The sequence below is a fragment of the Streptomyces sp. NPDC059564 genome, from assembly GCF_042735575.1.
In the GTDB taxonomy this organism is placed as follows: Bacteria; Actinomycetota; Actinomycetes; order Streptomycetales; family Streptomycetaceae; genus Streptomyces.
This window is the reverse complement of sequence record NZ_JBHWBP010000028.1, coordinates 1-26,793: the sequence shown is the minus strand read 5'-3', so window position 1 is coordinate 26,793 and position 26,793 is coordinate 1. Positions and strand designations below refer to the sequence as shown.

Sequence of the window (26,793 nt, the reverse complement as noted above, 5' to 3'; positions counted from 1 at the left end):
TCCGGTTCCTCGCCGGACGCGTTGAGCCACTCCGCCCGAGCCACCGGCGGGCTCTCCCGGACACGGCAGAGCCACCTTCGAGCAAAGGGCGTGGCTCCGCCGTGGAGAGGTGGGTCAGGAGGGGATGTCGATGCCGACTCGGATGGCCCAGAGTTCCACGTCGGCGGCTGCGCGGTGGGTGGCGTCTCCGTGGCGCCGCAAGGACCAGTAGCCTCCGCTCTTGGCACCCTTGGAGAGGGTGACTTCGTAGGAGCCGGGCTCCAGACCTGACCAGGTGACGGTGGACTCGTGCAGCCCCGTCAGGTCGGTGGTGCCGACGGACCGGGTGCCGATGACCTCGGCGCTACCGTTCCTGCGCAGGCGCAGTTCGCCGGAGAGCATGCCGCCGTCGTAGTGCCAGAAGACCCCCGAGTGGTACTGGACGTCCGCCGCCCAGCAGGCGACGAGCCCCTGGGAGCCGTTGTCGAAGGTGGCTCGGGTCAGCTTGATCTGGTGCCCGGTCCATGTCCAGCCGCCGGCGGCGTAGTCGGAGCCCTTGGCGCTGTAGGTGCTCTCATGGAGCGTCTCGACCTGGGCCGGTACGTACACGGGCGGGACGGGGGCGACGTAGGTGTCGACGCCTCGGTGGACCAGGATCAGGCTCTCACCGCCGTCGGCCTCGCGGTAGGTGAGCAGGGCGGGGGTGTTGCGGCTCTCGTGGCCGGCGATGGGCTGTCCGGTGCTCCATTTGCCGTTCTCGTAGACGGCGTGGCGCAGCAGGTCGTCGTCCGGGGAAGGGTGGACGGCGTGGAGTTTGCCGTCGTAGACGGCGAGGGCGGCGCCGTGCCGGCTGGTGTGGCCCTCCAGGGCGGCGCCCTTGGACCACTTGGTGCCGTTGAAGGTGGCGTGCCACAGGCGCGTGTCGCCCGTGCTGCGGCGGTAGAGCAGGTGCAGGAGGCCGTCGTGCTCGGCCAGGGCGAGGTTGGCGGGGTAGCCGTCCAGGTGGAAGTCGCTCGTGACGCGTTCTACCGGGGGTCCGACGACCTCGGAGCCCTTGTCGTCCTTCACCGCCCTCCAACGACTGTCCATCTCCGTCTGGAAGCGTTCTGCGGAGCTGTCGCGGGACAAGTGAATGATCATGCCCAGGTTCGCGAGGACCAGCACGAGGTGCAGCCTGCCCTGGTAGACGGCGAGCGCGGGCGCGCTGGCCGCCGTCTGGTCGCCTTCGATCACATCGCTGAGGTCGAGTGCGCGCGGCTCAGACCATGCGTTCTTGTACAACGAGGTGGAGTACAGGAGCGGCAGCCCCCGGTCCAAGTGCCCCCGGTAGACGCAGTCCAGGGTACCGCCGAGACATCCGAGGGCAGGGGTCTCCCAAGCGGTCTGCCCGCTGATGTCCGCGTCCGGGGTCCATGTGCGGGCCACATCAAGGTCGCCCGTGGCCGCCCGGAGCTCCTTGTCCAGGGCCTGCGGCTCCGACCCTGCCGGCTCCTCGGTCCGGCGGGCCTTCAGCCCGGCGACCCGGTCCAGCAGCGGCTGCATGTCGGTGGGCTTGTAGGACGTCCAGCGCAGCGGCAGGACTTCCTCGTCGCCCTTGCGGGCTCCGCGGTGGGCGCACACCAGCGTCCCGTCGCCCGTGGCCGCGAGGGCCGGGGCTGCCGCGCTCTTGTGGTCGGCGAACATCCCGTCCGCTCCCCAGCCGCCGGCCGTCGTGAACACCGAACGCCACAGGTTCTGGTCGTCCTCACGCCCCGCAGTCGTCGTAACGGCCACGAACACCCTCCTCAAGTCAACGGAGAACAGTCCCGGCCCCGCAACTCGGCATTTACGGCCGCCCGAACTGGCACACAGATCAGCATGCATCACGGAAAGTATCCACTTGCGCACTGTGAGCGATATACAGGTCTCAGTCGGCCCGCCCCCTATCGGGTGGCGTGAAACCGCCGCCGTCCCGGGAGAGCGGACACGGGGCGTCGTTGGCGCGGAGGTCCTCATGCCGCTCGGCGAACCGTGGCGGATCAGCAAGCCCCCTACGGCCGCTCCGCGCTGTCGACCCAGTAGCCCCTGGGCGCGATCGGCGAGCTCGGCAAAAAGCTCGACACCTCGCGGCTGCCCACGCGGGCGGACCCCGACTCTCGACGAGTGAGCGCGTCGGCCACGTCGACGCCGGCCGGGGGATCACTAGCCGCCTACCCCCGGACCGATCGAACGCCGCACACGCCCTCTGCATCCAGGACATGCGGCGAACCTCTGACGACTACGCTCCGCGCAACCCGCCACACCCAGCCCGAGAACCCCGGCCCCGCCTCCTTCGCTGCCACCGAAGGTCACCCAGCGTCCTGACGAACTGTCACCAAAGTCAGCATTGGTCCTGGCAAAGCTGACCCCAGCTGGTCACACCTGGGAAACGTCGAGGGCCCGGAGAGGCCTTCCCGGAGCCCTTCGCAGCCCGCCCCGCCGGAACGGTCTCCGCACGCGGTACGACCTCTCCTCGGCTGATCTCGGCTGGTCGACCTGTGCCAGAAAACCGCAGGTCAGCGTACCCGTCCGCGTGCCTTCAGGTGCGTCGGCGGGAGCTCGGGGGCCGGAATCGGAGGGCCGTCATAGCCCTTCACCTCACCGAATCGGGACCCGTTCATCCAGTCTTCGCGAGCTTGCGCGATATCATCGTGTGACCGTCCGATCCAGTTCCAGAACATGACGATCTCCTCCTCGAACGGTTCGCCGCCCAGCAGCATCAGGCTCGCGTCCGAGAGGGCGTGCAGGGGGAGTTCCGTGCGGCCGCAGCCGAGGTAGAGCATCGAGCCCGGGAGGACCGGGACGTCGTCGACTCGGGCCTCGCCGGACATCGAGAGGACCGCGTACTCGAAGTCCGGGTCGAGGGGGAGCCTGGTCTCGGTGCCCGCCGCGAGGGTGAGGTCCGCGCCGACGATCGGGGTGTACGCGGTGCCGGGCGAGGTGGCCGTGTCCAGGGTGCCCAGGATGACCGTCGCCGTCAGGCCCGGGGCCGTGACCGTCGGGAGTTCCGCGTGGTGCTGGAAGTGCGGGGCGACGTCGCGGTGGGCGTCGGGCAGGGCCACCCACAGCTGCGCGCCGTGCAGGAAGCGGGCGTGCGGGCGCGGGCTCTCCTCGGAGTGGCTGATGCCCCGGCCGGAGGTCATCAGGCCCAGCTCGCGGGGGCGGATCGTGGCGAGGCTGCCCACGCTGTCGCGGTGCAGCACCTCGCCCTCGTGCAGCCAGCTGACCGTCTGGAGGCCGGAGTGCGGGTGCGGGGCGACCTGCATGCCGGGCTCGTCCGCGATGTCGTCGGGGCCGTAGTGGTCGACGAAGCACCAGGCTCCCACCATGCGGCGGCCCAGGTTCGGCAGGAGGCGGCGGACCTCGGTGGACTCCCCGAGCTTGACGGTGCGCGGGCTGAGGAGTTCGCGTACCGGTTCGGCGACGACAAAGCCGCGTCCGCCACAGGTGGCGAGAGCGGGCTGGCGATCGAGATTGCTCATACCGCACAACTTAGTGCTGGAGGGGAACGGGAGCCTACGGAATGTACGGGCCCGGCCCGGTGTTGCAGGCACCGACAGTGAGAGGGACGAGCGGAAGGGCCGCCATGGACGCGATGAACGCGCCGCAGGACACCTACTACGAGCACGGGACGGCAGCGGAGCGCTGGGCGCGCGGGCAGCTCTTCTTCGAGGCCAAGGAGTACGCGACGGCCGCCCAGGTGCTGGCCGGGGTGGCCGAGGAGGCCCCCGAGCAGCTCGCGCCCCGGCTGCTGCTGGCCCGCGCCTACTACCACTCCGCGCAGCTCTCCCGCGCCGAGCGCGAGCTGCGCGCCATCCTGGAGCGGTGGCCGGTGGAGGACTACGCGCGCCTCATGCTCGGCCGCACCCTGGAGCGGCGCGGCCGGGCCGACGAGGCCCGTCCGCACCTGCGGATCGCGGCGGCGATGGCCGGCGAGTTCCCGCAGTAGCGCACCGTCCGGCCCCGCGTGTGCGGGGCCGGGGGGCCCTCTCGGCTAGCCTGGGTCCCATATGAACCGCCTGACCACGCCTTTCGGCTCCTACGAACTCACCCGCTTCCCCATCGACCCGCGCGATCGGCTCCAGGCCTGGGACGCCGCCGACGAGTACCTGCTGCGCCACCTCGCGGCCGGTACCGGCGAGCGCGGCCCGGTGGACCTGGCCGGCGCCGGGCAGATCACCGTCATCGGTGACCGCTGGGGCACGCTGACGACCGCCCTGGCCGCCCACCACCCCACGCAGATCACCGACTCCTCGCTGGCCCGCGCCGCCACCGAGGCCAACCTCGACCGGGCCGGCATCGGCACCTCGAAGTCCACGGTGACCCTGCTGACCACGCAGGACGCACCCCCCGCGCGGATCGACGTCCTGCTGGTCCGGGTGCCGAAGAGCCTGGCGCTGCTGGAGGACCAGTTGTACCGGCTGGCCCCGCACGTGCACGCGGGCACCGTGGTCGTGGGCACCGGCATGGTCAAGGAGATCCACACCTCCACGCTGCGCCTCTTCGAGAAGATCCTCGGGCCGACGAAGACCTCCCTGGCCGAGAAGAAGGCCCGGCTGATCTTCTGCACCCCCGGCACCCCGGGCGCGACCCGGCCGGAGAGCGCCGGACCGTGGCCGCTGACGTACACGGTGGACGCGGACGGCGGCTCGGGCGCCGGGCTGACCGTGGTCAACCACGCCGGGATCTTCTGCGCGGACCGTCTGGATGTGGGCACCCGCTTCTTCCTGCAGAGCATCCCGACCAACACCGACGGGGCCCGGGTCGTGGACCTGGGCTGCGGCAACGGTGTCGTCGGCACGGCCGTCGCGGTCGCCGATCCGGACGCGGCGGTCGTCTTCACCGACGAGTCGTACCAGGCGGTCGCCTCCGCGCGGGCCACCTACGAGGCCAACGTCCCCCAGGGCCGGCGGACGGCGGAGTTCCACGTCGGCGACGGGGTGGCGATGCTGGAGCCGGGTTCGGTGGACCTGGTGCTGTGCAACCCGCCCTTCCACTCCCACCAGGCGACGACGGACGCGACGGCGCTGCGCATGTTCGCGCAGTCCCGCAAGGTGCTGCGCACGGGCGGGGAGCTGTGGGTGGTGGCCAACCGTCACATGGGTTACCACACGCACCTGCGACGCCTCTTCGGGAACAGCGAAGTCGCTGCGAGCGAGCCGAAGTTCGTGGTCCTGCGGGCCGTCAAGCGCGAGGCGCGGCAGCAGCCGATGTGACCTGCCGGTAGCTCCTACACTCGGCCGCGTGAGCACCGAGGCGCAGACGGACGGCAGGCCGGACGACGGGAGGGGCGCCGCCGGCGGGAAGGGCGCCGCCGGCGGCGAGCGGCGCTACCGCCAGGAGGACGTGGCCGCGGCGGCGGGCGTCAAGGTGCGCAACCTGCGCTACTACCAGGAGCGCGGGCTGCTCCCCCCGCCGCGTCGCGAGGGCCGCATCGCCTGGTACTCCGACGACCACCTGACGCGGCTGCGGCTGATCAGCGACCTGCTGGGGCGCGGCTACACCGTCAACGGCATCGCGGAGCTGCTGGCGGCCTGGGAGCAGGGCGGCGGGCTGTCCCAACTGCTGGGTCTGGAACGGGAGATGACCCGGGACTGGGTGCAGGAGGACCCGGTCACGATGACCCGGGCCGAGCTGCGCGAGCTCTTCGGCCCGGCGGCTTCGGCCGAGGACACCCGGCGGGCGGCCGAGCTGGGCTACGTACGCCTGGACGGGGACCGGGTCACGCATCCGAGCCGGCGGCTGCTGGAGGCCACGGTGGCGCTGGTGCGGCAGGGGGTGCCGATGGCGGAGATCCTGGACGCGGGGGACTTCGTACAGGTGCAGGCGGCCGCGCTCGCGGACCGGTTCGTCGCACTGTTCCGGCGGCACGTGATCGGCTCCGAGGGGTTGGAGCGTCTTTCGGCCACCCAGCTGGATCACATCCGGGAGGCGGTGGCGGCGCTGCGGCCGGTGGCGGGCGAGGTCGTGGCCGCCGAGTTCGCCCGGGCGATGGGGCGGCGGGTGGAGGCGGAGGTCGCCGAACTACTGCGTACGGAGCAGTAGGAGTCGGCCGAAAGGGTGCGCTCGCGCAACCTTGCCAACCACCATTGGCACTCTTACATTCAACTCGTCGGTAACAAAGGTGCACAGCCGAGATAAGGGACGATCTCATGGCAGAATCACCGAACTTATCCGAACCGCCCGGCGAGGGGGACAGAGGCGAGGGCCGGGTCCGCTGGCGCCGGTTCGCCCTGCTGACCGTGCCCGCCGTGGCGGTGACCGCGGGACTCGGCATCGCCCTCGCGCAGGGCGCGCTCGCCGCCTCCTTCGCGGTGTCGGGGCAGCAGTTCAAGGTGTCGGCGAAGAGCCTGGAGGGCGAGGGCTTCGCCCAGTACGGCAGCGTCGACGTCAATGCCCGCGAGGAGCTCATCCCGGTGGCGGTCACCGCCATCAAGGAGGCCAAGCTGCACAGCCTCTGCCAGTCGGTGGTCACGACCCTGCCGGTCATCGGGGACATCTCGCTCAACCTGACGGCAGGTCAGAAGGATCCCGTCGAGGCCAGCAACCTGTTCGTGGACGCGACCCAGCTCTCCGGTGACGCGGTCTTCAGCAACATCGAGATCGGCCGCGACGCCTCCACCCTCGACAAGGGCCCGGCCGAAGCGGTGGGCCTGCAGGACCTGTTCGCCCAGCAGGCGGACACGGTCACCATCGCCAACCTCCAGCAGACGGCGTGGGCGACCAACGCCGGCACCTTCAAGCTCTCCGGGCTGAGCATGAACATCAGCAAGGGCAAGAAGGAATGCTTCTGAGCCGCTGGCGGCGGTGGCGGCGCGCCCGGCCCTTCTGGGGCGGGCTCTTCGCGGTCCTGGCCGGGGCCTGGATCTGCGTACTCCCGCTCGCACCGCTCAAGATCATGCTCCAGCAGGGGGTGGCGGGCATTCCGTCCGTCCTGATGGGGGTCATCATGATCGTCCTCGGGCTGACCGCCTGGTTCTCCCCCCGGCAGCGCTCCCTCGCCGGGGTCCTCACCACGCTGATCGCCACCGCCTCGCTGGTCCTGTCGAACCTCGGCGGGTTCCTGATCGGCACGCTGCTCGGCATCCTCGGCGGCGGGCTGATGTTCGCCTGGCAGCCCGGCCCGGCCCGGCGCCGCCGCTCCGGGGGCTCCGCCGCTCCCGGTGGTCCGGCCGCCCCCGGCGGTTCCGCCGTTGCCGGTGGTTCCGCCGTTCCCGGGGATCCCTCCGCCCCCGGGGCATCCTCCGCTCCCGCCCCCACCCCGCACCACGATCCCCAAGGAGCACAGCCATGAGCCGTACGCGTACCGCTCTCGCCCTCGGGACGGCGGCCGCGGCCGCCCTGACGGTCGCCTCCGCCACCGCCACCGCCGCGCCGTTACCGCTGGCCGGGTCGACCACCGTCACCCCGGCCGGGCACGCCTTCAAGGCCACCCTCAGCGGGAAGGCCACCCTCAAGGCCGGTTCGGTCACGGTGACCTGCTCGGTCTCCGTCGCCACCGGTATGGTGCCGGCCGCCCCCGGCAACCAGAACGCGGCCGGGCCCGTCTCGTCGCCCATCTCACCGCCGACCTACAGCTCGTGTACGTCGAGCATCCCGGGGGTCACCCCGACGGTGACCACCAGTGGCGCCTGGGCGGTGTCGATGCAGAACGGCTCCCCCGTCACGGCGACCATGACGGTGCCGACCGGCGGGCTCGTCGTGCACACCACCGGCCTGGCGACCTGCACCGTCACCGCGGCCCCCGCCGGTCCGGCGTCGGTCCCGGGCACCTGGACCAACGGCGCGCCGCCGAGCCTGACCTTCACCAACGCCTCGGTCCCGGTCACGGTCACCGGTGGCTTCGGCTGCCCCACGAGCGCGACCTTCTCCACCTTCAACGCCGTATACAAGGTCACCGACACCACCGACCCGGCCCAGCAGATCACCGTCGCCCCCTGACCCTCCGCGGCGCCACACCCCTCGCGCCCCACCGCCCCCGGGAAGGGTGGGGCGCGTTCCGCATGCGCGGGCGGGCGGGCGGCGGGCGGGCGGCGGCGGCGGCGGAAAATGCGTTGCCCGGCGGCACGGGGGCGGGTGAAGCTCGACGGCATGTCACAGATCACCGAGCAACAGCCGTCCGCGGATCAAGGCCGACGCGGGGTCCAGGACCTCTTCTCCGGCGGACGGCTCGTCGCCGTTCCGCGCAAGGCCGCCCGTCGCGAGCAGCTCCTCGCCCACCTCGCCGAGACCCTCTTCGAGGCGGACCGCGCGTACACGGAGCCCGAGGTGAACGACGCCCTGCGGACCGTGCACGAGGACTGCTCCGCGCTACGCCGCTACCTCATCACCTCGGGCCTCCTCACCCGGACCCGCGACGGCAGCAGCTACCGCCGGGCGCGGTGAGCGGGGCCTCACCCGGCTAGCGGTGTCGCGATCTGCAGCACCGCGTGGCGGGAGCCGGGCTCGGGGCGCAGGGTGCAGGTGGAGCGGCGGGGGACGAAGAGTGCCTGGCCGCCCCGAAGCCGGACCGCCACCGGCGCCGGGTGCACGTCGGCCGTGTCGGCACAACCGGTCGCGCTGGTACTCGGGTTGGCCGGCGCACCGACCAGGATGTCGGTGGCGGAGGAGAGTTGGAGCACCAGGAGTTCCGACTCCGCCCGCCGCATGCGAGCCGCGTGCGGATCCCCGGGGTCCTGGGGGATGGCACGCACGGTGCGGCCGAGCAGTGCGCTCAGCCCGGCGGCGAGGCCTGCCGCGTCCTCCGCCATCAACGGATCGCCGGTGACGGGGGGCTCGTAGTCCGTCCAGAGGACGGCCGGCCGTCCACCGGACCGGGCCGAGAGAAAGGCGGCGAGCTCCAGGAGGTAGCCGCTCTCACCGGCCGGTTCGTGCTCCTGGTCCTCTTGTCCCCACTGCACCGTCGTCCTCGCTCCTGAAGTCCCGCGTCGGGCGGCTGCCCTTCGCTGAGCTCCATCATGGGTTCCGAGGGGGTGCCGGGACAGTCACGCGAACCCGGTCCCGGGCCTGCGGTCACGGAGCGCGTGACCCGGGTGGCACGGGGTACCGCTACTCGCCCAGCAGCCCCGAGCGGGTGGCGGCCACGCCTGCCTGGAACCGGCTCTCGGCGTCCAACTGGCCCATGATGTCCGCGATGTGGCGCCGCGCGGTGCGCAGGGACATTCCCAGACGGCGCGCGATCGTCTCGTCCTTGAGCCCGGCGGCGAGCAGCCGCAGGATGGTCTGGTCGATCTCCTGGGAGACCTGTTCCAGGCCGTCCTCGATGGCGGCGGAGAACGGCCGGGCACAGGACCAGGACTGCTCGAAGATCTCGCGCAGGTAGGCCACCAGCGACTCCTGACGCACCGCCACCGCGCCCCAGGAACCGTCGCTCGTGGGGACGAAGGCGAGTTCGCGGTCGAAGATGATGACGCGGCCGAACAGGTCATGGACGGTGCGGTACTCGCCTCCGAGCGGCGAGGCCGCTGCCACGTACGCCTGACTGGGGCCGTTGAAGCGCGCGGTGTGGTGGTAGAGCGTGCGCATCCGCACCCCGCGGGCGAGCAGCGCCCGGTCGCGGCCGAGGGCCTCCTCCATGGCTTCCGGCACGCGGCTGCCGCCGCCCGGCTGGCTGGCCAGCACCTCGCTCCGGCAGTTGTCCGAAGCCCGGTCGAGCGCCGCCCGTACCTCCTCCAGGCTGGTGATGACCTCGACCCCCTCACCGGCGCCGGCCCGCCCGCGCCGCCGGTAGTGCGGGAAGAAGCCCGCCAGTTGGGCCTGCCCCTTGGCCAGCTCCTCCTGCTGGCGGCGGATCCGGGCCTCGACGGGGGCGGCGAGCCGGGCCATCGCGGTCTCCGGCGCGACGGCATGGCCCGCCACCGGGTCCTGCGGATCCGGGTACACCAGGCGCAGGTCGGTCAGCCGGCGTACGGAGGCGGCGGCGCTGTCCGGGTCCAGTCCCAACTCGGCGGCGATGGCGGCGGGTTCGAGCCTGTGGTGTTCCAGTACCCAGGAGTAGACCGCCACGTCGACCTGATCGGGTTCCGTTCCGTCCGCCCGCACGTCCGGTTCATCGGAAAGATGCACGTTCGTCCCCCAGTCATCTTGCTGCCACCCAGCTTGGTGAGGCGGTCGGCCGATGGCCGCCGGATCACCTAGCCCGACATGCTAGATCACAGGCCGAGATCGCTCGGCGAGCTGTTCCGGGATCCCTCCAGGAGGACTTCATGAAGCGTTTCTTCACCGTGGCCGTACTGCTCACGGCACTTCTCGGGATCAGCGCACCGGCCGCGCTCGCCGAACCGCAGAACCCCGCGGGCGCGGGCGGCATCTCGCACACGGACGACACGTCGTGGGGCGGCGGGTGCGAGAACCTCTGCAAGCCCTTGCACTGAGCGTCGCCGTCACCGCCGTGCCCATCCGACGCCCCATCAGCCAGGAGAGTGCTCAGATGTCCAGACCCGCAACCGCCACCCCCGCCCTGAGCGGCAGGGAAGTCCAGGTACTGGAGCTCCTGGCCGAGGGAGCCACGTACGACGGGATCGCGCACCGTCTCCACCTCAGCCCGCACACGGTCGACACGTACCTGCGGCGGATCCGCAGCAAGACCGGCGCCACCAACCGCGTACAGCTGGCCCTGTTCGCCTTCAGCCACGGCCACGGCCTCCCCCCAGCCTCCTGACGTGATCCCGGGACGGGTGCACGGACACGAGCCCGCCCCCGCCGGCAGGGCCGGGCAGGGGCGGAGTCGGGCGGCCGGATGGTCAGGGCTTGACCGTCCAGCGCTGGTTCGCGTCGTTGGTGCAGGTCCAGACGCCGAGGGCCTTGTTGTCCTCGTCGTAGGTGAGGCAGTCGTCGGCGCTGACGCGGATCTGGTACTGGTAGTCGCCGAGGGAGTACAGCTCCCACTTCTGGTTGGCGGCGCCCGTCCAGGGCCGGGCCTCGGCCAGGTAGCTCTTGGTGTTCTCGGTGAGGGCGAGGCCGGTGACGGCGTTGGTTATCTTGTAGCGCCCGGTGGCGGTGTCCTGGGTGAAGAGCCAGCCGGTGGACTTGGCCGCGGCGCTGGTGGCGGCGGTGACGGTCCCGCCCGTAGGGCTGGTGGCGGCGGGAACCCGGCCGTTCTTGCCCCCCGGGTGGAACGTACCGGTCAGCTGGGCGGCACCCGAGTCGCCGGTGCCGAATCCCATCCGGGTGTGGATGACGGAGCCGGTGTCGTCATCGTTGTGCGCGGGGATGCCGGGGGTCGTGCCGTTGAGGTTGGTGACGGCGGGGATGATGTTCGCGCCGCCTGAGGGCAGTTTGGGCGTCGAGGGGGTGCCGGGGGGCGGGGTGACGCTGCCGTCGGACGCCGGTACCACCCGGGCCGGGAAGTGGATGGTCCGGCCGCCGTGCGCGCTGGTGTCCGAGTCGTAGCCGAGGAAGGACCAGTTCATGAAGCCGCCGTCACCGTAGTTGACGAAGGTCGACTCACCGGCGAAGACCCAGATCTTGAAGTCGTCGTAGCCCTGCGGCCCGCCCTCGGCATCGAGGTGGTTCAGCCGGACGCTGTCCTCGTACATCACCCCGCGCATGTTCGCCGAATAGTCGTTCTTGAACCACGGGGTGTCGTAGGCGTCCGTCCCGTTGGTCTTGAAGACGAGGATGTTGTATCCGGGTGCGACGCTGCTCAGCTTCGTGACCATGCCCTGGGTGAACGCGGCGTTCTCCAGCTTGGCCTGCTTGGCCGAACCGAGCACGAACCGGACGGTGTCGAAGACGGCCCCGATCAGGGCGCTGGTGCAGTTGCCCCCCTCTACACCGTCCTTGCCGGAGCAATCGGCCGCGGCGGCCGGGGTCGGGGTGGCGACCAGCGTCGCGCTCGCCCCGGCGAGGAGGGTGGCGGCCAGGGCGGTGGCGGTGGCGGACTTCTTCAGACGGGCGGCAACGGCGCTCATGAGGGGCTGCTTTCGGATGAGGGGGAAGGGGTACGTCGGACGGACCGGCACGGCGCGGTACGGGTGCGGGCGCACGGGCCCTACGTCAGGGCGTGGAGGTTCGTGGTGGCGACCCACCGTGATCGGTGCGAGGTGACCGGCGGGCTTCTCGCCGAAGGTGCCGGCGACGGTCTGCTCCAGCTCGGTGCGGGTGGTACTCGTGGCGGACGGCGGCCTCGGGCGGGCGCGGCCACGGCGCCGGGCGGGCGGCCGGGCGGACTGGATCCCGGCCGCAACACCGTTGGGTTTCAGCTCAGTTGGGACCGGAGGAGGGCGGCCGACTCGAAGCGGTGGAGGCGGCCGGGAGCACGCTCGTACTTCACGCCGCACCGTCACCACCTCCACCCTGTCCGGTCCGGCTTCCTGCCGGTGTTCCGCTTGGTGAGGTAGATCTTGCCGGGCGGCGATGGTGACGGAAAGTCACGTCTAGCCGGTGCCGGAGCGACGGTACCTGGGCCACGTGACACACACTGCGGCCGGGACGGCGAACGCCCCGGGGGCGGTCCTCTTGTGCTCAGCGGGTTGCGCCTACCCCCTGTACGTCTCCAGCAGCCGCAGCCACACCTCGCTGATGGTGGGGAAGGACGGAACCGCGTGCCACAGCCGGTCGATCGGCACCTCCCCCACCACCGCGACGGTCGCCGCGTGCACCAGCTCGGCGGCGCCCGGGCCCACGAAGGTGGCGCCCAGGAGCACCTCCCGGTCGAGGTCGACGACCATCCGGGCCCGCCCCCGGTACCCCTCGGCGTACAGGCCCGCCCCGGAAACCTTGCCGAGGTCGTGGTCCACGGCGCGCACCCGGTGCCCGGCCCGTTCCGCCTCGTCCAGGGTCAGGCCGACCGCGCCGGCCTCCGGGTCGGTGAACACGGCCTGCGGCAGGGCCGCGGTGTCGGCGGTGGCCGCGTGCGCGCCCCAGCGGGCGGTGTCCAGCTCCGTTCCGGCCGCGCGGGCGGCGATGGCGGCGCCCGCGATCCGGGCCTGGTACTTGCCCTGGTGGGTGAGGAGCGCGCGGTGGTTGACGTCCCCGACCGCGTACAGCCAGTCGTGGCCGTCGACCCGGCAGCTCTCGTCGACGCCGATCCAGCCGCCGGGCGTCAGCCCGACCGTGTCCAGCCCGATGTCGTCGGTGCGCGGCTCCCGGCCGGTCGCGATCAGCAGCTCGTCGCCCTCCAGGGTTTCGCCGCCCTCCAGCACCACCGTCACCGGCCCGGTCGAGCCGTCCCGTACGACGGCCTCGACGGACACTCCGGTGCGCACCACCGCACCGGCCCCGGTCAGCGCCTCGGCGACCAGCTCCCCGGCGAAGGACTCCATCCTCGGCAGCAGCCGGGAACCCCGTACGAGGACGGTCACCCGCGAGCCGAGGGCCTGCCAGGCGGTGGCCATCTCGGCGGCCACGACGGAGCCGCCCACGATCAGCAGCCGGCCCGGCACCCGGCGCGCGGAGGTGGCCTCGCGGCTGGTCCACGGCCGGGCCCCGGCGAGGCCGGGAAGGTCGGGAACCATCGCCCGCGTGCCGGTCGCGACGACCACGGCGTGCCGGGCGGAGAGCACGTGGTGCTCCCCCTCGGGGCTGGTGACGGCGACCTTGCGGATGCCGTAGAGGCGGCCGTGGCCGCGGTAGAGGTGGGCGCCGATGGAATCGAGCCAGTCGAGCTGGCCGTCGTCCTTCCAGTGCCCGGTCCATTCGTCGCGGTGGGCGAAGACCGCTTCCGCGTCGAGCGGGCCCTGGACGGCACCCGCCAGCCCCGGCACCCGGCGGGCCTCCGAGCGGGCCAGCACCGGGCGCAGCAGGGCCTTGCTGGGGACGCAGGCCCAGTACGAGCACTCCCCGCCGACGAGCTCGCTCTCCACCAGCGCCGTGCTGAGCCCGGCGGCGCGGGTCCGGTCGGCGACGTTCTCGCCTGCCGGTCCCCCGCCGAGCACCACGACGTCGTACTCCACGGCTTCAGTCATGCGGTCCAGTGTCACCGCAGGCCGGGGGCCGCGTCCGGCAATCTCAGGCCTCCGGCGTGCCGGACGTCCCCTCGGCCTCGGGCGAGGATCCCTGCGAGGGCGACGCGGAGGCGGCGATCTTGGCGCGGATCTCGTCCATGTCGAGGGCGCGGGCCTGCCCGATCAGGTCGGTCAGGGCCGCCTCCGGCAGCGCTCCGGGCTGCGCGAAGATGGCCACCTGGTCCCGGACGATCATCAGGGTCGGGATCGAAGTGATGTCGAACGCCGCGGCCAGCTCCTGCTGGGCCTCGGTGTCCACCTTCGCGAACACCAGGTCCGGGTTGGCCTCCGCGGCCTTCTCGTAGACCGGGGCGAACTGGAGGCAGGGGCGGCACCAGCCGGCCCAGAAATCGATCAGTACGAACGGGTTCTCGCTGACCGTCCGGTCGAAGTTCTCCTTGGTGAGCTCGACTGTAGCCACGGTGTCCAGACCTCCTGATTGCTGCGTGTCCTGGGTGAACGATCGACCGGTCCGTCGCATTCCGCCCGTACCGGCCCGTACTAGAACGGGTGGCCCGGCGGGGTGGTGCGGACGGTGGTCCAGCGCAGCTCGGTGAAGGCGTCGAGGTTGGCTTCGCCGCCGAAGCGGGCGCCCGTGCCGGAGGCGCCGATGCCGCCGAAGGGGGCCACGGCCTCGTCGTTCACGGTCTGGTCGTTGATGTGGGCGATGCCGGTGGGGATGCGGCCGGCCAGCTCCAGGCCGTGCGCCGCGTCTCGGGTGACGATGCCCAGGGAGAGCCCGTAGGGGCCGGCCGAGGCCAGCTCCACCGCCTCGTCCTCCGTCGCGAAGGACCGTACGGGTGCCACGGGGCCGAAGACCTCCTCGCAGTAGGCGGGGGTGTCGTCGGCGACGCCCGCGAGCACGGTCGGCCGGTAGAAGAGGTCCTGGTGGGTGCCTCCGGCGACGAGTTTGGCGCCCTGTTCGAGACTGGCCTCGACCAGGGCGTGGACCCGCTCCAGCTGGGTCCGGTCGATCAGCGGGCCCAGGTGCACGCGCTCGCGGTACGGGTCCCCGACGGCCAGGGCCTCGGCGCGCGCGGCGAGCCGCTCGACGTACTCGTCGTAGAGGGAGGCGTGGACGAGGTGGCGTCCGGCGGTCATGCAGATCTGGCCCTGGTGGAAGAAGGAGCCCCAGGAGGCCTGCGCGACGGCGGCCTCGACGTCCGCGTCGGCGAGCACCACGAGTGCGGAGTTGCCGCCCAACTCCAGGTGTGCGCGGGTCAGGTGACGGCCCGCCAGTTCCCCGACGGACCGTCCGGCGGCGGTGGAGCCGGTGAAGGACAGCACGCGCACGCGCGGGTCGGCCACCACCGCGGCCCCCGTCTCGGCCCCACCGGGCAGGACGTGGAGCAGCCCGGCGGGCAGTCCGGCGGCAGCGAACACGGCGGCGAGCGCGAGGCCCCCGCCGACGGCGGTGCGGCGGTCCGGCTTGAGCAGGACGGCGTTGCCGAGGGCGAGCGCGGGCGCGACGGAGCGGATGGAGAGGATCAGCGGGGCGTTGAACGGGGCGATCACCCCGACCACCCCGGCGGGGATCCGGCGGGTGAAGGAGAACCGGGGCGCCTCGCTGGGCAGCACCTGACCGGCCGGGCGGGAGGCCAGCGCGGCGGCCTCGTAGCACTCCTGGGCGGCGACGTGCAGTTCGAAGTCCGCCTTGCCGGGTATCGAGCCCGACTCCCGGACCAGCCAGTCCCGCAGTTCACCGGCGTGAGCGGCGAACAGGTCCCCGGCGCGGCGCAGTACGGCCGCCCGCTCGAGGTGGCCGGCCCGCGCCCAGTCGCGCTGCGCGGCCTGGGCGCGTACGGCGGCCTCCGCCACGTCGGCGGGAGCGGCCAGGTCGAGGGTGGCGAGGGTACGGCCGGTCGCGGGTTCGACGACCGGGGCCGTACCTCCGGTGAGGGTGGGTCCGTCCTGCCAGAGTGTCGGATCGAGCAGCGGCATGACGCGGGGCCTCCGGAAGGGGGTGGGCGGGGCGGGGGGCGGCAGCACGCGCCATCGTGCCAGACCGGGGGCACCACTTCTGTTCAGTTATTGGGCAGTTGACGGGGTCCGGTGACTGGAAATGATCGACTTCCGTGGGACGTCCGGGCGTTGCCGCGCGGGAGGCGGCGGCCGGGGCAGCGGCCAAGGCGGCGGCCGAGGCCTCGGCCGGTGGGCGTGCGCGGGTTCAGCGCTCCAGGACGAGGGCGATGCCCTGCCCGACGCCGATGCACAGCGCCGCCATGCCCGTGCCCGACCCGGCGGCCGCCAGCTGGTGCGCGACGGAGCCCGCGAGGCGGGCGCCCGAGGCACCGAGCGGGTGGCCGATCGCGAGGGCCCCGCCACGCGGGTTGACGACGGCCGGGTCCAGCTCCGGCCAGGCCGCGAGGCAGCCCAACGCCTGGGCGGCGAAAGCCTCGTTGAGCTCCATGACGGACAGGTCGGCCAGGCCTCGGCCGGCCCTGGACAGCGCCCGCTCGACGGCGTCGACCGGACCGAGGCCGAACAGCTGCGGCTCGATGCCGGTGACAGCCGAGACCCCGATCCGGGCCAGCGGCTCCCGGCCCGTGGCGGCCAGCCCGGCCTCGTCGGTGAGCAGCAGGGCAGCGGCGCCGTCGTTGAGGGGGGAGGAGTTCCCGGCGGTGACGGTGCCCGAACCGTCGCTCCGGAAGGCGGGCTTGAGGCGGCCCAGGGACTCGGGGGTGGACCCCTCGCGGATGCACTCGTCGCGCACGAGGCCGACGCCCGGGTAGGGGACGACCTCGTCGTCGTACAGGCCGGCGGCCCAGGCCGCGGCGGCCTTGCGGTGGCTCTCCAGGGCGAACAGGTCCTGTGCCTCGCGGCTGATGCCGTGCTTCTCCGCGATCAGTTCGGCGCCCTCGCCGAGGGAGCCGGTCCACTCGGCGGGCATGCGCGGGTTGGTCATCCGCCAGCCGAGGGTGGTCGACCACATCTGCTGGTGCCCGGCGGGGAAGGCCCGTTCGGGCTTCTGCACCACCCAGGGGGCGCGGCTCATCGACTCGACGCCGCCCGCGATGGCGACGGAGGCGTCGCCCAGCGCGATGGCGCGAGCCGCCTGGACGACGGCTTCGAGGCCCGATCCGCAGAGCCGGTTGACGGTCACGCCGGGCACCGTCACCGGCAGCCCGGCCAGCAGCACCGCCATGCGGGCCACGTCCCGGTTGTCCTCGCCCGCGCCGTTGGCGTCGCCGAAGACGACGTCGTCGATGCGGGCCGGGTCGAGGTCGGGCGTACGGTCCACCAGGGCGCGGACCACATGGGCGGCCAGGTCGTCCGGCCGGACCCCGGCGAAGGCCCCGCCGAACTTGCCGATCGGGGTGCGGACGGCGTCGACGACGTACACGTCGCGGACGGTGCGGATGCTCATGGGGTCTCTCCTGCGCGGATCCGTACGGGCGGCGGCGCGGCGGTGCCGGTGTGGGCACCGGGGCACGCCGCCGGGCACGCCCGGTGGGGCGCGCCCGCAGTCTCCGCCCCAGCGTCGCCGCCTGTCAACGGCCCCCCGCGGCGTACCGGGGAGGCGCCGATGGCGTCAGGTGGACTCGCGCCGGAGCGCCACCGCCGCCATCAGGTCGTGCCTCCGGGTGATCTCCGACGGCTCCCGTACCGCCCGGTCCACGAGCGAGGCCAGGTGGTCCCCCGAGGGCATCTCGATCTGGACCGTGCTCAGCCTCGGCCGCAGCAGCCGCCCGAGGAGCAGGTCGTCGGCGCCGATGACGGCCACGTCCTCGGGGATCCGCAGACCCGCGTCCTGCAGGGCCCGCATCAGCAGCATCGCGTACTCGTCGTTGTACGCGAACACCCCGTCCAGGCCCAGCGAGCGCCACCGGGCCGCCAGCGCGGCCGCCGACTCCTCGGTGTAGGCCATCGGCAGCGCCTCGATCCGCGCGCCCCGCACCGTCCCGGCTCCGGCCAGGCGGGGTGCGGAGAACAGCTCCAGCCCGCCCTCCTCCGGAACGATCACGCCGATCCGGTGGTGGCCCCGTTCGACGAGGTGGGCGGCGGCCTTCGCGCCCACCTCCGTCTGGTCCATCACGAGGGCGTGCGCCCCCGGCACCGCGACCGGGCCCAGCGTTATCACCGCGCGGGCACCGGCCCGCTTGAGCGTGGCGACGTTGTGCGCGGACAGGGTGATCTCGCCGAGCGAGATCACCGCCACCGGCCGCAGTTCGGCCCAGGCCCGCGCGGCCTCGTCGCCGCCGAGGCCGAGGCTGCCGTACTGCACCACCGTGTAGTCGAGGCGGCGCAGGGCCCACTGCAGCTCGTTGAGGAAGGCGCTGTACAGGGGGCCCACCGGTACGTGCGAGGTGGGCAGCAGGACGATCCGGGTGTGCCCGGCGCGCAGGCTGCGGGCGGCGGCGTGCGGGACGTAGCCCAGCTCCTCGGCGGCCTCGCGGACCTTGCGGCGCGTCGGCTCGCTGATGCGCACGGCTTCGGCGTTGTTCAGCACGTACGAGACCGTCGCGCGCGATACGCCGGCCAGGCGGGCGACGTCGGCGCTGGTCGGCGGGTTCGGTGAGTGAGACATTGCCGTCGCATCTTTCCAGACCGATCACGACCGGGGTCTAGCGGATGGCCTGAAACGAATGCTACACAGTGGTTACACGATTCATTGACACGTGTAACCCAGGCGTCACATTCCCTTCCTCACGAGGTGGCGCCGCACGTGTCGACGTCGTGCCCAGCCGTGCCGCCGCCCCGTCGCGCTCCGACGCACCCCCGCCGTCGCGACGGGGTGGCGCGCACCCCCTCATCCGCTCGCACTCGCTGCCCAGGAGGGCACCGTGGCCCTTTCCTCCCCCGGCACCGGCACCGCCGCCGCCACCTCCGACGCGTCCGCCGCTCCCGCCCCCACGCGAGGCCTGCTGCCGCTGCTGCTCGTCGGCAATTCCGCGATGTACGCCCTCTACGTCGGTGTCGCCGGCATCCTGCTCGCGCTCCAGGTCGAGCACATCGACCCGGCGGACAAGGTCTCCAACTTCGGCCTGATCGCGGGGGTCTCGGCGATCTTCGCGACCGTCTTCAACCCGGTCGCCGGCGCATTGTCCGACCGCAGCGGACGGCGCAATCCGTGGATCCTGGGCGGCGGACTCGCGGCGGTCCCCGCGATGTTCCTGCTGGGATTCGCCGACACCGTCCTGCTCATCACCATCGCCTGGTGCCTCGGCCAGGCCGTGATGAACGTCTACCAGGCCGCCCTCACCTCCGTGGTGCCCGACCGGATCCCGCTGACGGCCCGGGGCAAGGCCTCGGCCGCCGTCGGCCTCGGGCTGCCCTTCGGGTCCACCCTCGGCGCGCTGGCCGGAGCCGCGTTCTCCGACGACTACCGCACCGGCTACCTCGTCTTCGGCGCGCTCGTGGCGGCTTCCGCGGTGCTGTTCACCGCCTGCGCCCGCGAGCAGCGGCTCCCGGCCCGCGCCCCGCTGCCCGCCCGGGCCCAGCTGGCGGCCTTCAGCAGCGCCCTGCGGGACCACGACTTCCGCTGGGCGTTCATCGGGCGGGCGCTGCTCGTGCTCGGCTACTTCGCGGTGAGCGGCTACCAGCTGTACATCCTCCAGGACCACACCGTGCTGCCGGAGGGGATGAAGCCGGAGGCCGCTGTGGCGCTGCTGATGCCGCTGACGAGCGTGGCGATGGTCCTCTCCACCGTCCTGGGCGGCTACCTGTCCGACCGGATGAACCGCCGCAAGCTGTTCGTCGGCGCCTCGGCCCTGCTGTCGGCGGTCGCGCTCGTGATCCCGGCCGTGTCGGCCAGCTGGACGGCGATGCTGGCCTTCTCGGTGGTCAACGGGCTGGCGTTCGGCTGCTACATGGCGGTGGACACCGCGCTCGTGACGATGGTGCTCCCCAAGGCCGAGGACGCGGCGCGGGACATGGGCGTGCTCAACGTCGCGAACGCCGGACCGCAGATCGTCGCGCCCTTCATCGCCTCGCTGATCGTCTCGGTGAGCGGCGGGTACACGGCGCTGTTCATCGTCGCCGCCGTACTGGCCGTGGCGGGCGCCCTTGCCGTCCGGCCGATCCGCGGGGTCCGCTGACTTCTTCTCCTCCTTATCGCATTGCTCCGTTCCTCCGAGAAAGGCTCCACCGTGCAGCTGCACACGCAGACTTGGGGCGAGGGCGACCGCCTCGCCCTCCTGGTCCACGGCATCATGGCCGACCACCGCACCTGGCGCCGGGTCGGTCCCGCCCTCGCCGGGCTCGGCTACCGGGTGATCGCCGTCGACCTGCGCGGCCACGGTGCCAGCGGGCGGGGCGAGTACAGCCCCGAACTCTTCGCGGACGACGTCGTGGAGAGCCTGCCGACGGGCGCCGAGCTGGCCATCGGACACTCCCTCGGCGGTCTGACCCTGGCCCTGGCCGTGGACCGGCTGAGGCCGGCGCGGGCGGTGTACTCGGACCCGGCCTGGCACCTGGCCTTCCCCGAACCGGGCTTCGGCCCCGAGGTGTTCGCCTCGTTCAAGACGGCCGGCAAGGAGCAGATCCGGGCGATGAACCCGCGCTGGGACGAGGCCGATGTGGACGTGGAGCAGCGGACCCTGGCGGTGTGGGACGAGGCCACGGCGCTGAGCCTGGCCCCGCTGACCGGCCGGGACCTGCTGCCGGCCGCGCCGGTGGTCCCCTCGCTCGTCCAGCTCGCCGATCCGAGCTTCCTGATCTCCCCGGAGCGGGCCGCGCTGCTCCGGGAGCGGGGATTCGAGGTCCGTTCGGTCGCCGGAGCGGGACACACCATCCACCGGGACGACTTCGACGGGTTCATGGCCTCACTGGAGGGCTGGGTCTAGATCCTTCGTCCCTTCCGGATCGCGGCCTCCCCCCTTACCGTCGGTACTACCGATCGGTAAGGGGGGAAGTCCGATGGCGGGTACGTCGCGTGCGTCCGGTTCCGCGGAGGCGCCGGGGGTGTTGGGCGGTGCCGTGCGCCGAGGCCCGGCGGGGCTGCGGGAGATGGCGGCCGCACTGACCGAAGGTCACGTGACGGCACGGGAGTTGACGGAGCGCTCGCTGGAGCGGATCGCCGCGTCCCAGGCCTCCCTCAACGCCTTCCGGGTCGTCCGCGCCGAGGCGGCGCTGGCCGAGGCCGACGCGGCGGACGCACGGCTGGCCCGCGGTGCACGGCTGGCGCTGCTGGGCGTGCCGATCGCCGTCAAGGACGACATGGACGTCGCCGGGGAGCCCACGGCCTTCGGCTGCGCCGGGGACTTCCCGCCGCGGACGGCCGACAGCGAGGCGGTACGCCGCCTGCGCGCGGCCGGAGCGGTGATCGTGGGCAAGACCCAGACGCCGGAACTGGGCCAGTGGCCGTTCACCGAGGGGCACGCCTTCGGCGAGACCCGCAATCCCTGGAACCCGGCCCGCACGCCCGGCGGTTCCTCCGGCGGTTCGGCCGCCGCCGTGGCGGCCGGGCTGGTGCCGGCGGCGCTCGGCTCCGACGGGGCGGGTTCGGTACGGATCCCCGCGGCCTGGACCCACCTGGTGGGGGTGAAGCCGCAGCGCGGGCGCATCTCGACCTGGCCGGAGCCCGAGGCCTTCCACGGGCTCACGGTCAACGGCGTGCTGGCCCGCACGGTGGCGGACGCCGCCCTGCTCCTGGAGGCGGCGAGCGGCCCGGACCCCGGGGACCTGCACCGCCCGGCCCCCTTCTCCGCCGTGGAGGCGGCCGGGCGCGCGCCGGGCCGGCTGCGGATCGCCCTGTCCTTCGGGACGGCCTTCACGGCGTCGGCCACTCCCCTCGACCCCGTGGTCCGTTCGGCGGTGGAGCGGCTGGCGGGGCGGCTGGAGGCGCTGGGGCACGAGGTGGTTGCCGAGGATCCGCGCTACGGCCCGATCGGGCTGGCCTTCGTCCCGCGCGCCACGGCCGGGGTGCGCGAGCTGGCCGCCCGGGTTCCGGATCCCGCGCTGCTGGACGCGCGGACCCACGGGGCGGCCCGTACGGGGCGCCTGCTGGGCGGGGCGGCGCTACGGCTCTCGCGGCGGGCCGAGGGGCTGCTGCGGCGCCGGGTCGGAGAGCTGTTCGGCCGCTTCGACGTGGTGCTCACCCCGACGACGGCCACGCCGCCGCTGCGCATCGGCGCCCTGGCCGGTCTGGGGGCGCTGGCCACGGACCGGGCGATGATCGCGGCGTGCCCGTACGCGTGGACGTGGAACGTGCTGGGCTGGCCGGGCATCGGCGTCCCGGCGGGGTTCACCCCGGACGGGCTGCCGCTGGGCGCGCAGTTGCTGGGCCCGGCGAACGCGGAGCCGAGGCTGCTGGCTCTGGCGGCGCAGCTGGAGGCGGCCGAGGGCTGGGCGGAGCACTGGCCGCCGGGGGCGGCGGCGGAGCACGGGGCTCCGTAGCGGACCGGACGGCGCTGGGGGAACACGGAACCGGAAGGCCGGACCGGAAGGCCCGACCGGAAGGCCGGACCGGAAGGCCGGAACTCCTCCTCCGTGGCTGCGCGAGGCCTATGTAATGTCACACCGCATGATGTTCTTACGTCGTGCGGCCCTCGCCGCCGCCTTCCTCGGCGTCACCGCCGTCCTCCCGCCGGCCGCCGCCCACGCCGACACCGCGCCCGGCTGCCGCGGCACCGTCACCGCGGACTCCGTACCCGCGCCGGACCCGGAGCAGAGCCGCCTCGCGGATCCCCGGACCGCCGCGTTCCCCGAACAGGCCGGGCTGGACACCTTCGTACGCCGCTTCCCGGCCGCCCTGTGCTCCGCGCGCGACGCCGCCGAGGCGGAGCGGCTGCTCGGCACGTGGGGCGAGGCGCTGTGGCAGGCCGCCGTGAACCGGGCGCAGGGGCGGCGGCCGGGCGGCGACCTGGCCACCGGCGACGACCGGCCGCTGTACTGGGCCCGGCTGGCGATGACCGTACGGCTCGCCCGCTGGCAGCCGGCGTTCCCCGTCGACCGGGCGGCCCTGAAGTCCCGCTTCGAGGACGCCTCGCGCGGTCTCACCTCCAACGAGTTCCGCGCCGCCCAGGGGGTACGGCGGATCTTCGTCAGCGGGTTCGACCCCTTCGGGCTGGACGCCGAGCTGCGCCGGGCCAACCCGTCCGGCTCGGCGGCGCTCCAGCTCAACGGCCGCCGGATGACGCTGGCCGACGGGACGGTGGCCGAGTTCCGGGCGGTCGTCCTGCCCGTCCGGTACGCCGACTTCGACGCCGGGATCGTCGAGCGCGCCTACGGCCCCCGGCTGGCGGCGGGCCCGCGTTCCGCCGACATGATCACCAGCATCAGCCAGGGCTATCCCGGGCTGTTCACCCTGGAGGCCTGGGCGGGCCGGGCCCGCTCGGCGGACCCGTACCCGGACAACGCGGCCGCCCTCTCGGGGGGTACGTACGACCACCCCGTCACGGCGCCGGGGCTCGGCCCGGGAGCGGAGTTCCTGCGGACCAGCCTGCCCACGGACGCCATGACCACCGTCCAGACGCCCTACCCCGTACGCCTGAACACCGCCGTCACCGAGATACCGGCCGGGCAGCAGGGCCCCGTGGACCGGGAGGACGGGCCGACCCCCGGCTCGCGCGCCGTGGCGGGCGGAGGCGGCGGCTACCTCTCCAACGAGGTGGCGTACCGCTCCAACCGGCTGCGCCTCGAACTCCGCCCGGACCTGCCCGGCGGCCACCTGCACACCCCGGTGCTCACCGGACTGCCCGCCGACCCCGGCCAGTTGACCGGGGCCGACTTCGAGCGCAACGAGAACGGGATCACGGCGCAGGTGCTGGCGGTGCTGCGCGCCTCTAACGCAGGGCGCTGAACGCCTTGGTGAAGGCCAGCGGCTCCTGGAGGATGGAACTGCAGCTGGCGTCCGCGTAGTTGACGGCTCCGGCCGCGCACTGCTTGTCACGGGTCCCGGACCACATGGCGAGGCGCCCGATCCCCTTGGCCGCGGCGAACTCCGCCAGCTGCGTGGCGTCGGAGACCGTGAAGACCTCCGTCGCCACGTCGTTGACCCCGATCATCGGGGTGACGGCCACGGCCTTCCAGGCGGCCTGGTCGGAGAGTCCGAGCACCCCCTTGATCTGGGCCTGGGTCGCCGTCGCGGCCTGGATGGCGTACTGCCCCATGTCCCCGCTGTACGCCGGGCCGTAGTCCATGGCCATGATGTTGACCGCGTCGATCCGTACGCCGTTCTTGCGGGCGTCGGCCAGCAGGGCGACGCCCGGCTGGGTCAGGCCTTCGGGCATCACGGGCAGGGTGAACGCCACGTCCAGGCCGGGGTGGGCCTTCTGCAGCTTCGCTATGGCCTGTGCGCGGCGGGAGTTGGCGGCGGTGTCCGGCAGGGCGGCGCCTTCGATGTCGAAGTCGACCTTGGTGAGCCGGTACTGGTCGATGACCTTCCCGTACGCCGCCGCGAGCTCGTCGGCGCTCGCGCAGTTGAGCGCCAGCTCGCGCCCGGAGGCACCGCCGAACGACACGCGTACGTCACCGCCCTTGGCGCGCAGCGCGCCGATCTGCGCGGCCACCTTGTCGCTCGCCAGGTCGGTGACGCCGCCCCAGAGCGGTGTGCATCCGCCGCCCGAGGTGACGAAGGCGAGGTGGAACTCCTTGACGCCGGTGCGCGCCGCGGTCTCGAGGAGGTCGTAGGCCGGGTAGAGGGAGGTGTCGACGTACGGGGCGAACCGCGCCCCGGCGCCGGGGGCGGGTGCGGGGACGGTCGGGGTCGCCGTCGACGTCGCGGTCGGAGTCGGGGTCGCCGTCGCGGTCCGGGTCGGGGTGGCCGTCGGGGCCGTCGGCGCGGGGGTGGGGGCGCCGGTGGGGCGTCCGCTGGGCTGCGGCGTCGCGCCCTGGTCGACGGAGCACTTCACCCCGTTGATGAGGCACCCCTTCGGGCTCCCGGGGCTGCCGGCCCCACTGGCCACGAACCCGATGGTGACGGACGCCCCGGGTGCCAGCGTGCGGTTCCAGCTCGCGGGCCGGACGGTCACGTGCTGCCCGTCGACGGTGTGGGTGCCGTTCCACAGGGAGTCGATCTTCGTGCCGGCGGGCAGGTCGAAGCGGAGGGTCCAGTCCGGCTGGGCCTCGGCCGTGTTGTTGGTGACGACGTACTGGCCGGTGTAACCCCCGCTCCAGGAACTGGAGGTGGTGTACACGGCGCCGACCGACGTGGCCTGGGCGGTGCCGGTGAACGCGAAGGCGGCGCCACCGATCACCGCCGCCACCACGATCGCTCCCGTCGCCTTCGCCTTGCCGCTGGTCCTGCGGCGGTGACCGCTCGTACTGCCCATCGCGTGCCTGCCTCTGTATTACCGGTGAGTTGGGGGTGCGGCAGCACGCTAGCCCCAGCGAAACGGACATTCGGCCCTCCCCGCCCGATCGCGACGAACCTTAGGTTCCGCTTAAGGCGGCGGTAAGGAGACGCCAAGGAAAGCCGGGCGGAACCGACATCAGCGCAGGGCGAGGAAGACCGCGCCCGCGAGGGCGGCGCCCAGGGCCGCGCCGGCGAGCGTCTGGGCGAGGGTGTGGTCGCCGAGCCGGACGCGGGACCAGCCGACGAGGGCGACCAGGACGCTGCCTGCCAGCGGCCAGGGCCCGTAGGTGAGGGCCAGGATGGCGACGGTTCCGCCCGCGACCGCGGTGTGCACGCTGATCTTCCAGCGGGTGGTGACGGCCAGGATCCCGAGGAGCGTCGCGAGCATCGCCACGACCAGGGCCGTCATCTCCCGGGGCGCACCGAGCAGCACGAGGCCGCCGATGCAGAGGGCCACGGAGGCGATGACTCCGGGCAGCACGATCAGCCGGTCCTGGCGGCGGCGCACGTGCCGGTCGCCCCAGTACCCGCGCCGTTGCCCCCACCGGATCCACAGCATCGGCACGACCCCGCAGAAGAACGCGGAGAACACGCCCCACCCGACTCCGGCCAATCCCGCGGCGTGCCAGCCGGTCAGCACCGCGACGGCGACGATCCACGTACGGGGTTCGAGGCCGTCGGTGATCCTCTGGGCGAAGGCGTGCCCCGCGCCCCGGCGCCGTACGCCGCCGGCTGCCGCTCCGCTCGGCGGCGCCTCTTTCTCCCTGCGCATGAATCTCCCTCGATCTCGGACTCGATCATGCCAGGGGACCGGCCCGCCATAGGCGCTGAGCAGGGGCTTCACCGCCGAGGGGGTTTCCCGCCCGGGGTGGCGGACGCTGCGCGACAGGCGCCGCGAAACCCAGTAACCTGCCCCGGATGACGGCACTTTCGCATCACGGCAACAGTCACGTCGAGCAGCCCGGACGGGACGGCTCCGCCGCCACCGCCGAGGCCGACCCGCGCGCCATCGGACCGGTCCGCATGGAGTACGCGCCCGATCCGGACGGGGATCCGGACCCCGGCGAGATCGTGTGGACCTGGGTCCCCTTCGAGGAGAACGACGGACGCGGCAAGGACCGCCCGGTGCTCGTGGTCGCGCGGGAGGCGGGCGGGCGGACCCTGCTCGCCGTCCAGCTCTCCAGCAAGCGGCACGACGCCGACCGGGAGTGGGTGCCGATCGGCTCCGGACCCTGGGACGCCGCGGGGCGGGAGTCCTGGGTGGACCTGGACCGGGTGCTGCGGGTGCACGAGTCGGGCATGCGCCGCGAGGCCTGCGCGCTGGACCGGGGCCGGTTCCGGCTGGTCACGGACCGTCTTCGGGAGCGCTACGGCTGGCAGTGACCCGGCCCAGCCGCTGCCCGCCGCTGCCCACCGGCGGGCAGCGGCGGAGCCGGCTACGGCGGGGCCGGCCGCGGTCAGGCCGGGAAGGCCCGCTCGAAGGCCTCGCGAGGCCCCGGATGGCGGTCCAGGTGGTGGAGAGCGCCCCGCAGGCCGTCGACCCGATCGTCGACACGGTCGGCGGCGCTGCCGAGTCGGTGCAGAAGAACGGCACCGTCACCAAGCTGGCGGGCC

Annotated in this window: 26 protein-coding genes; 14 read left to right on the top strand and 12 right to left on the bottom strand. The window is 73.1% G+C overall.

The genetic code is table 11. From position 1 onward, the window contains the following. Positions 1–114: 114 nt before the first annotated feature. On the bottom strand, positions 115–1,752 hold the full coding sequence (locus ACFV0Q_RS08460; RefSeq protein WP_385002423.1) for a hypothetical protein: 1,638 nt from the start codon (positions 1,750–1,752) through the stop codon (positions 115–117). Between the two features lie 761 nt (positions 1,753–2,513). Further along, positions 2,514–3,479: a pirin family protein gene (locus tag ACFV0Q_RS08455; protein ID WP_385002420.1), complete on the bottom strand. Its 966-nt coding sequence runs from the start codon at positions 3,477–3,479 to the stop codon at positions 2,514–2,516. 113 nt (positions 3,480–3,592) lie between these two features. Here ACFV0Q_RS08455 and ACFV0Q_RS08450 point away from each other — a divergent pair, with 113 nt between their 5' ends. The 7 genes from ACFV0Q_RS08450 to ACFV0Q_RS08420 all read left to right on the top strand — a co-directional run bounded on the left by ACFV0Q_RS08450 (position 3,593) and on the right by ACFV0Q_RS08420 (position 8,382). Next, on the top strand, positions 3,593–3,946 hold the full coding sequence (locus ACFV0Q_RS08450) for a tetratricopeptide repeat protein (RefSeq protein ID WP_385002463.1): 354 nt from the start codon (positions 3,593–3,595) through the stop codon (positions 3,944–3,946). A gap of 70 nt (positions 3,947–4,016) precedes the next feature. Then, positions 4,017–5,213 (top strand): methyltransferase, encoded by a 1,197-nt coding sequence (locus ACFV0Q_RS08445; RefSeq protein WP_385002460.1) that lies wholly within the window; start codon positions 4,017–4,019, stop codon positions 5,211–5,213. A gap of 28 nt (positions 5,214–5,241) precedes the next feature. Further along, positions 5,242–6,042 (top strand): MerR family transcriptional regulator, encoded by an 801-nt coding sequence (locus ACFV0Q_RS08440; protein WP_385002417.1) that lies wholly within the window; start codon positions 5,242–5,244, stop codon positions 6,040–6,042. Between the two features lie 107 nt (positions 6,043–6,149). Continuing rightward, entirely contained in the window at positions 6,150–6,791 is a 642-nt protein-coding gene (locus ACFV0Q_RS08435) for a DUF6230 family protein (RefSeq protein WP_385002414.1), read from the top strand. Beyond that, positions 6,782–7,291 (top strand): DUF6114 domain-containing protein, encoded by a 510-nt coding sequence (locus ACFV0Q_RS08430; RefSeq protein WP_385002411.1) that lies wholly within the window; start codon positions 6,782–6,784, stop codon positions 7,289–7,291. The genes ACFV0Q_RS08435 and ACFV0Q_RS08430 overlap by 10 nt, the downstream gene beginning before the upstream one ends. Next, positions 7,288–7,938: a hypothetical protein gene (locus ACFV0Q_RS08425; protein WP_385002408.1), complete on the top strand. Its 651-nt coding sequence runs from the start codon at positions 7,288–7,290 to the stop codon at positions 7,936–7,938. The genes ACFV0Q_RS08430 and ACFV0Q_RS08425 overlap by 4 nt, the downstream gene beginning before the upstream one ends. Positions 7,939–8,088: 150 nt before the next feature. Continuing rightward, a complete protein-coding gene (locus tag ACFV0Q_RS08420; RefSeq protein ID WP_385002405.1) occupies positions 8,089–8,382 on the top strand; it encodes a DUF2087 domain-containing protein in 294 nt (97 codons plus the stop codon). A gap of 8 nt (positions 8,383–8,390) precedes the next feature. Here the strand turns inward: ACFV0Q_RS08420 and ACFV0Q_RS08415 are convergent, their stop codons facing one another. Next, complete coding sequence (locus tag ACFV0Q_RS08415; RefSeq protein ID WP_385002402.1) at positions 8,391–8,897, bottom strand: hypothetical protein; 507 nt, start codon at positions 8,895–8,897, stop codon at positions 8,391–8,393. Between the two features lie 148 nt (positions 8,898–9,045). Beyond that, positions 9,046–10,062, bottom strand: coding sequence for a LuxR C-terminal-related transcriptional regulator (locus ACFV0Q_RS08410; protein ID WP_385002399.1), 1,017 nt, complete (start codon positions 10,060–10,062; stop codon positions 9,046–9,048). Between the two features lie 140 nt (positions 10,063–10,202). On the opposite strand from ACFV0Q_RS08410, the gene ACFV0Q_RS08405 reads away from it, so the two are divergent. Together ACFV0Q_RS08405 and ACFV0Q_RS08400 are read left to right on the top strand one after the other, a co-directional pair. Continuing rightward, entirely contained in the window at positions 10,203–10,370 is a 168-nt protein-coding gene (locus ACFV0Q_RS08405) for a hypothetical protein (protein WP_385002396.1), read from the top strand. Between the two features lie 56 nt (positions 10,371–10,426). Next, the gene (locus tag ACFV0Q_RS08400; RefSeq protein WP_385002393.1) at positions 10,427–10,657 is read left to right on the top strand and encodes a response regulator transcription factor; all 231 of its coding nucleotides are present in this window, start codon (positions 10,427–10,429) and stop codon (positions 10,655–10,657) included. An 82-nt stretch (positions 10,658–10,739) separates the two neighbouring features. On the opposite strand, the gene ACFV0Q_RS08395 is transcribed toward ACFV0Q_RS08400, so the two are convergent. The 6 genes from ACFV0Q_RS08395 to ACFV0Q_RS08370 form a co-directional block, all read right to left on the bottom strand. Continuing rightward, a complete protein-coding gene (locus tag ACFV0Q_RS08395; RefSeq protein WP_385002390.1) occupies positions 10,740–11,909 on the bottom strand; it encodes an RICIN domain-containing protein in 1,170 nt (389 codons plus the stop codon). 567 nt (positions 11,910–12,476) lie between these two features. Next, positions 12,477–13,904, bottom strand: coding sequence for a dihydrolipoyl dehydrogenase family protein (locus tag ACFV0Q_RS08390; RefSeq protein WP_385002387.1), 1,428 nt, complete (start codon positions 13,902–13,904; stop codon positions 12,477–12,479). Between the two features lie 43 nt (positions 13,905–13,947). After that, on the bottom strand, positions 13,948–14,364 hold the full coding sequence (locus ACFV0Q_RS08385) for a thioredoxin family protein (RefSeq protein WP_385002384.1): 417 nt from the start codon (positions 14,362–14,364) through the stop codon (positions 13,948–13,950). An 80-nt stretch (positions 14,365–14,444) separates the two neighbouring features. Continuing rightward, complete coding sequence (locus ACFV0Q_RS08380; protein ID WP_385002381.1) at positions 14,445–15,884, bottom strand: aldehyde dehydrogenase family protein; 1,440 nt, start codon at positions 15,882–15,884, stop codon at positions 14,445–14,447. Between the two features lie 226 nt (positions 15,885–16,110). After that, positions 16,111–17,310: a thiolase family protein gene (locus tag ACFV0Q_RS08375; protein WP_385002378.1), complete on the bottom strand. Its 1,200-nt coding sequence runs from the start codon at positions 17,308–17,310 to the stop codon at positions 16,111–16,113. 165 nt (positions 17,311–17,475) lie between these two features. Beyond that, positions 17,476–18,471 carry a LacI family DNA-binding transcriptional regulator gene (locus tag ACFV0Q_RS08370; protein ID WP_385002375.1) on the bottom strand — a complete coding sequence of 332 codons (996 nt, stop codon included), beginning with the start codon at positions 18,469–18,471 and terminating at the stop codon, positions 17,476–17,478. Between the two features lie 256 nt (positions 18,472–18,727). Between ACFV0Q_RS08370 and ACFV0Q_RS08365 the strand changes: the two genes are divergently transcribed. The 4 genes from ACFV0Q_RS08365 to ACFV0Q_RS08350 all read left to right on the top strand — a co-directional run bounded on the left by ACFV0Q_RS08365 (position 18,728) and on the right by ACFV0Q_RS08350 (position 23,685). After that, complete coding sequence (locus tag ACFV0Q_RS08365; protein WP_385002371.1) at positions 18,728–19,981, top strand: MFS transporter; 1,254 nt, start codon at positions 18,728–18,730, stop codon at positions 19,979–19,981. A 51-nt stretch (positions 19,982–20,032) separates the two neighbouring features. Further along, entirely contained in the window at positions 20,033–20,728 is a 696-nt protein-coding gene (locus ACFV0Q_RS08360) for an alpha/beta fold hydrolase (protein WP_385002368.1), read from the top strand. Between the two features lie 163 nt (positions 20,729–20,891). After that, positions 20,892–22,280, top strand: coding sequence for an amidase (locus ACFV0Q_RS08355; protein WP_385002458.1), 1,389 nt, complete (start codon positions 20,892–20,894; stop codon positions 22,278–22,280). A 127-nt stretch (positions 22,281–22,407) separates the two neighbouring features. After that, positions 22,408–23,685 (top strand): pyroglutamyl peptidase, encoded by a 1,278-nt coding sequence (locus tag ACFV0Q_RS08350; RefSeq protein ID WP_385002365.1) that lies wholly within the window; start codon positions 22,408–22,410, stop codon positions 23,683–23,685. On the opposite strand, the gene ACFV0Q_RS08345 is transcribed toward ACFV0Q_RS08350, so the two are convergent. Both ACFV0Q_RS08345 and ACFV0Q_RS08340 read right to left on the bottom strand, forming a co-directional pair. Further along, the gene (locus ACFV0Q_RS08345; protein ID WP_385002362.1) at positions 23,669–25,156 is read right to left on the bottom strand and encodes a cellulose binding domain-containing protein; all 1,488 of its coding nucleotides are present in this window, start codon (positions 25,154–25,156) and stop codon (positions 23,669–23,671) included. The genes ACFV0Q_RS08350 and ACFV0Q_RS08345 overlap by 17 nt on opposite strands. Positions 25,157–25,315: 159 nt before the next feature. Continuing rightward, the gene (locus ACFV0Q_RS08340) at positions 25,316–25,951 is read right to left on the bottom strand and encodes a hypothetical protein (protein ID WP_385002359.1); all 636 of its coding nucleotides are present in this window, start codon (positions 25,949–25,951) and stop codon (positions 25,316–25,318) included. A 146-nt stretch (positions 25,952–26,097) separates the two neighbouring features. Between ACFV0Q_RS08340 and ACFV0Q_RS08335 the strand changes: the two genes are divergently transcribed. Beyond that, the gene (locus tag ACFV0Q_RS08335; protein WP_385002356.1) at positions 26,098–26,562 is read left to right on the top strand and encodes a type II toxin-antitoxin system PemK/MazF family toxin; all 465 of its coding nucleotides are present in this window, start codon (positions 26,098–26,100) and stop codon (positions 26,560–26,562) included. The last annotated feature ends 231 nt before the right edge of the window (positions 26,563–26,793 follow it).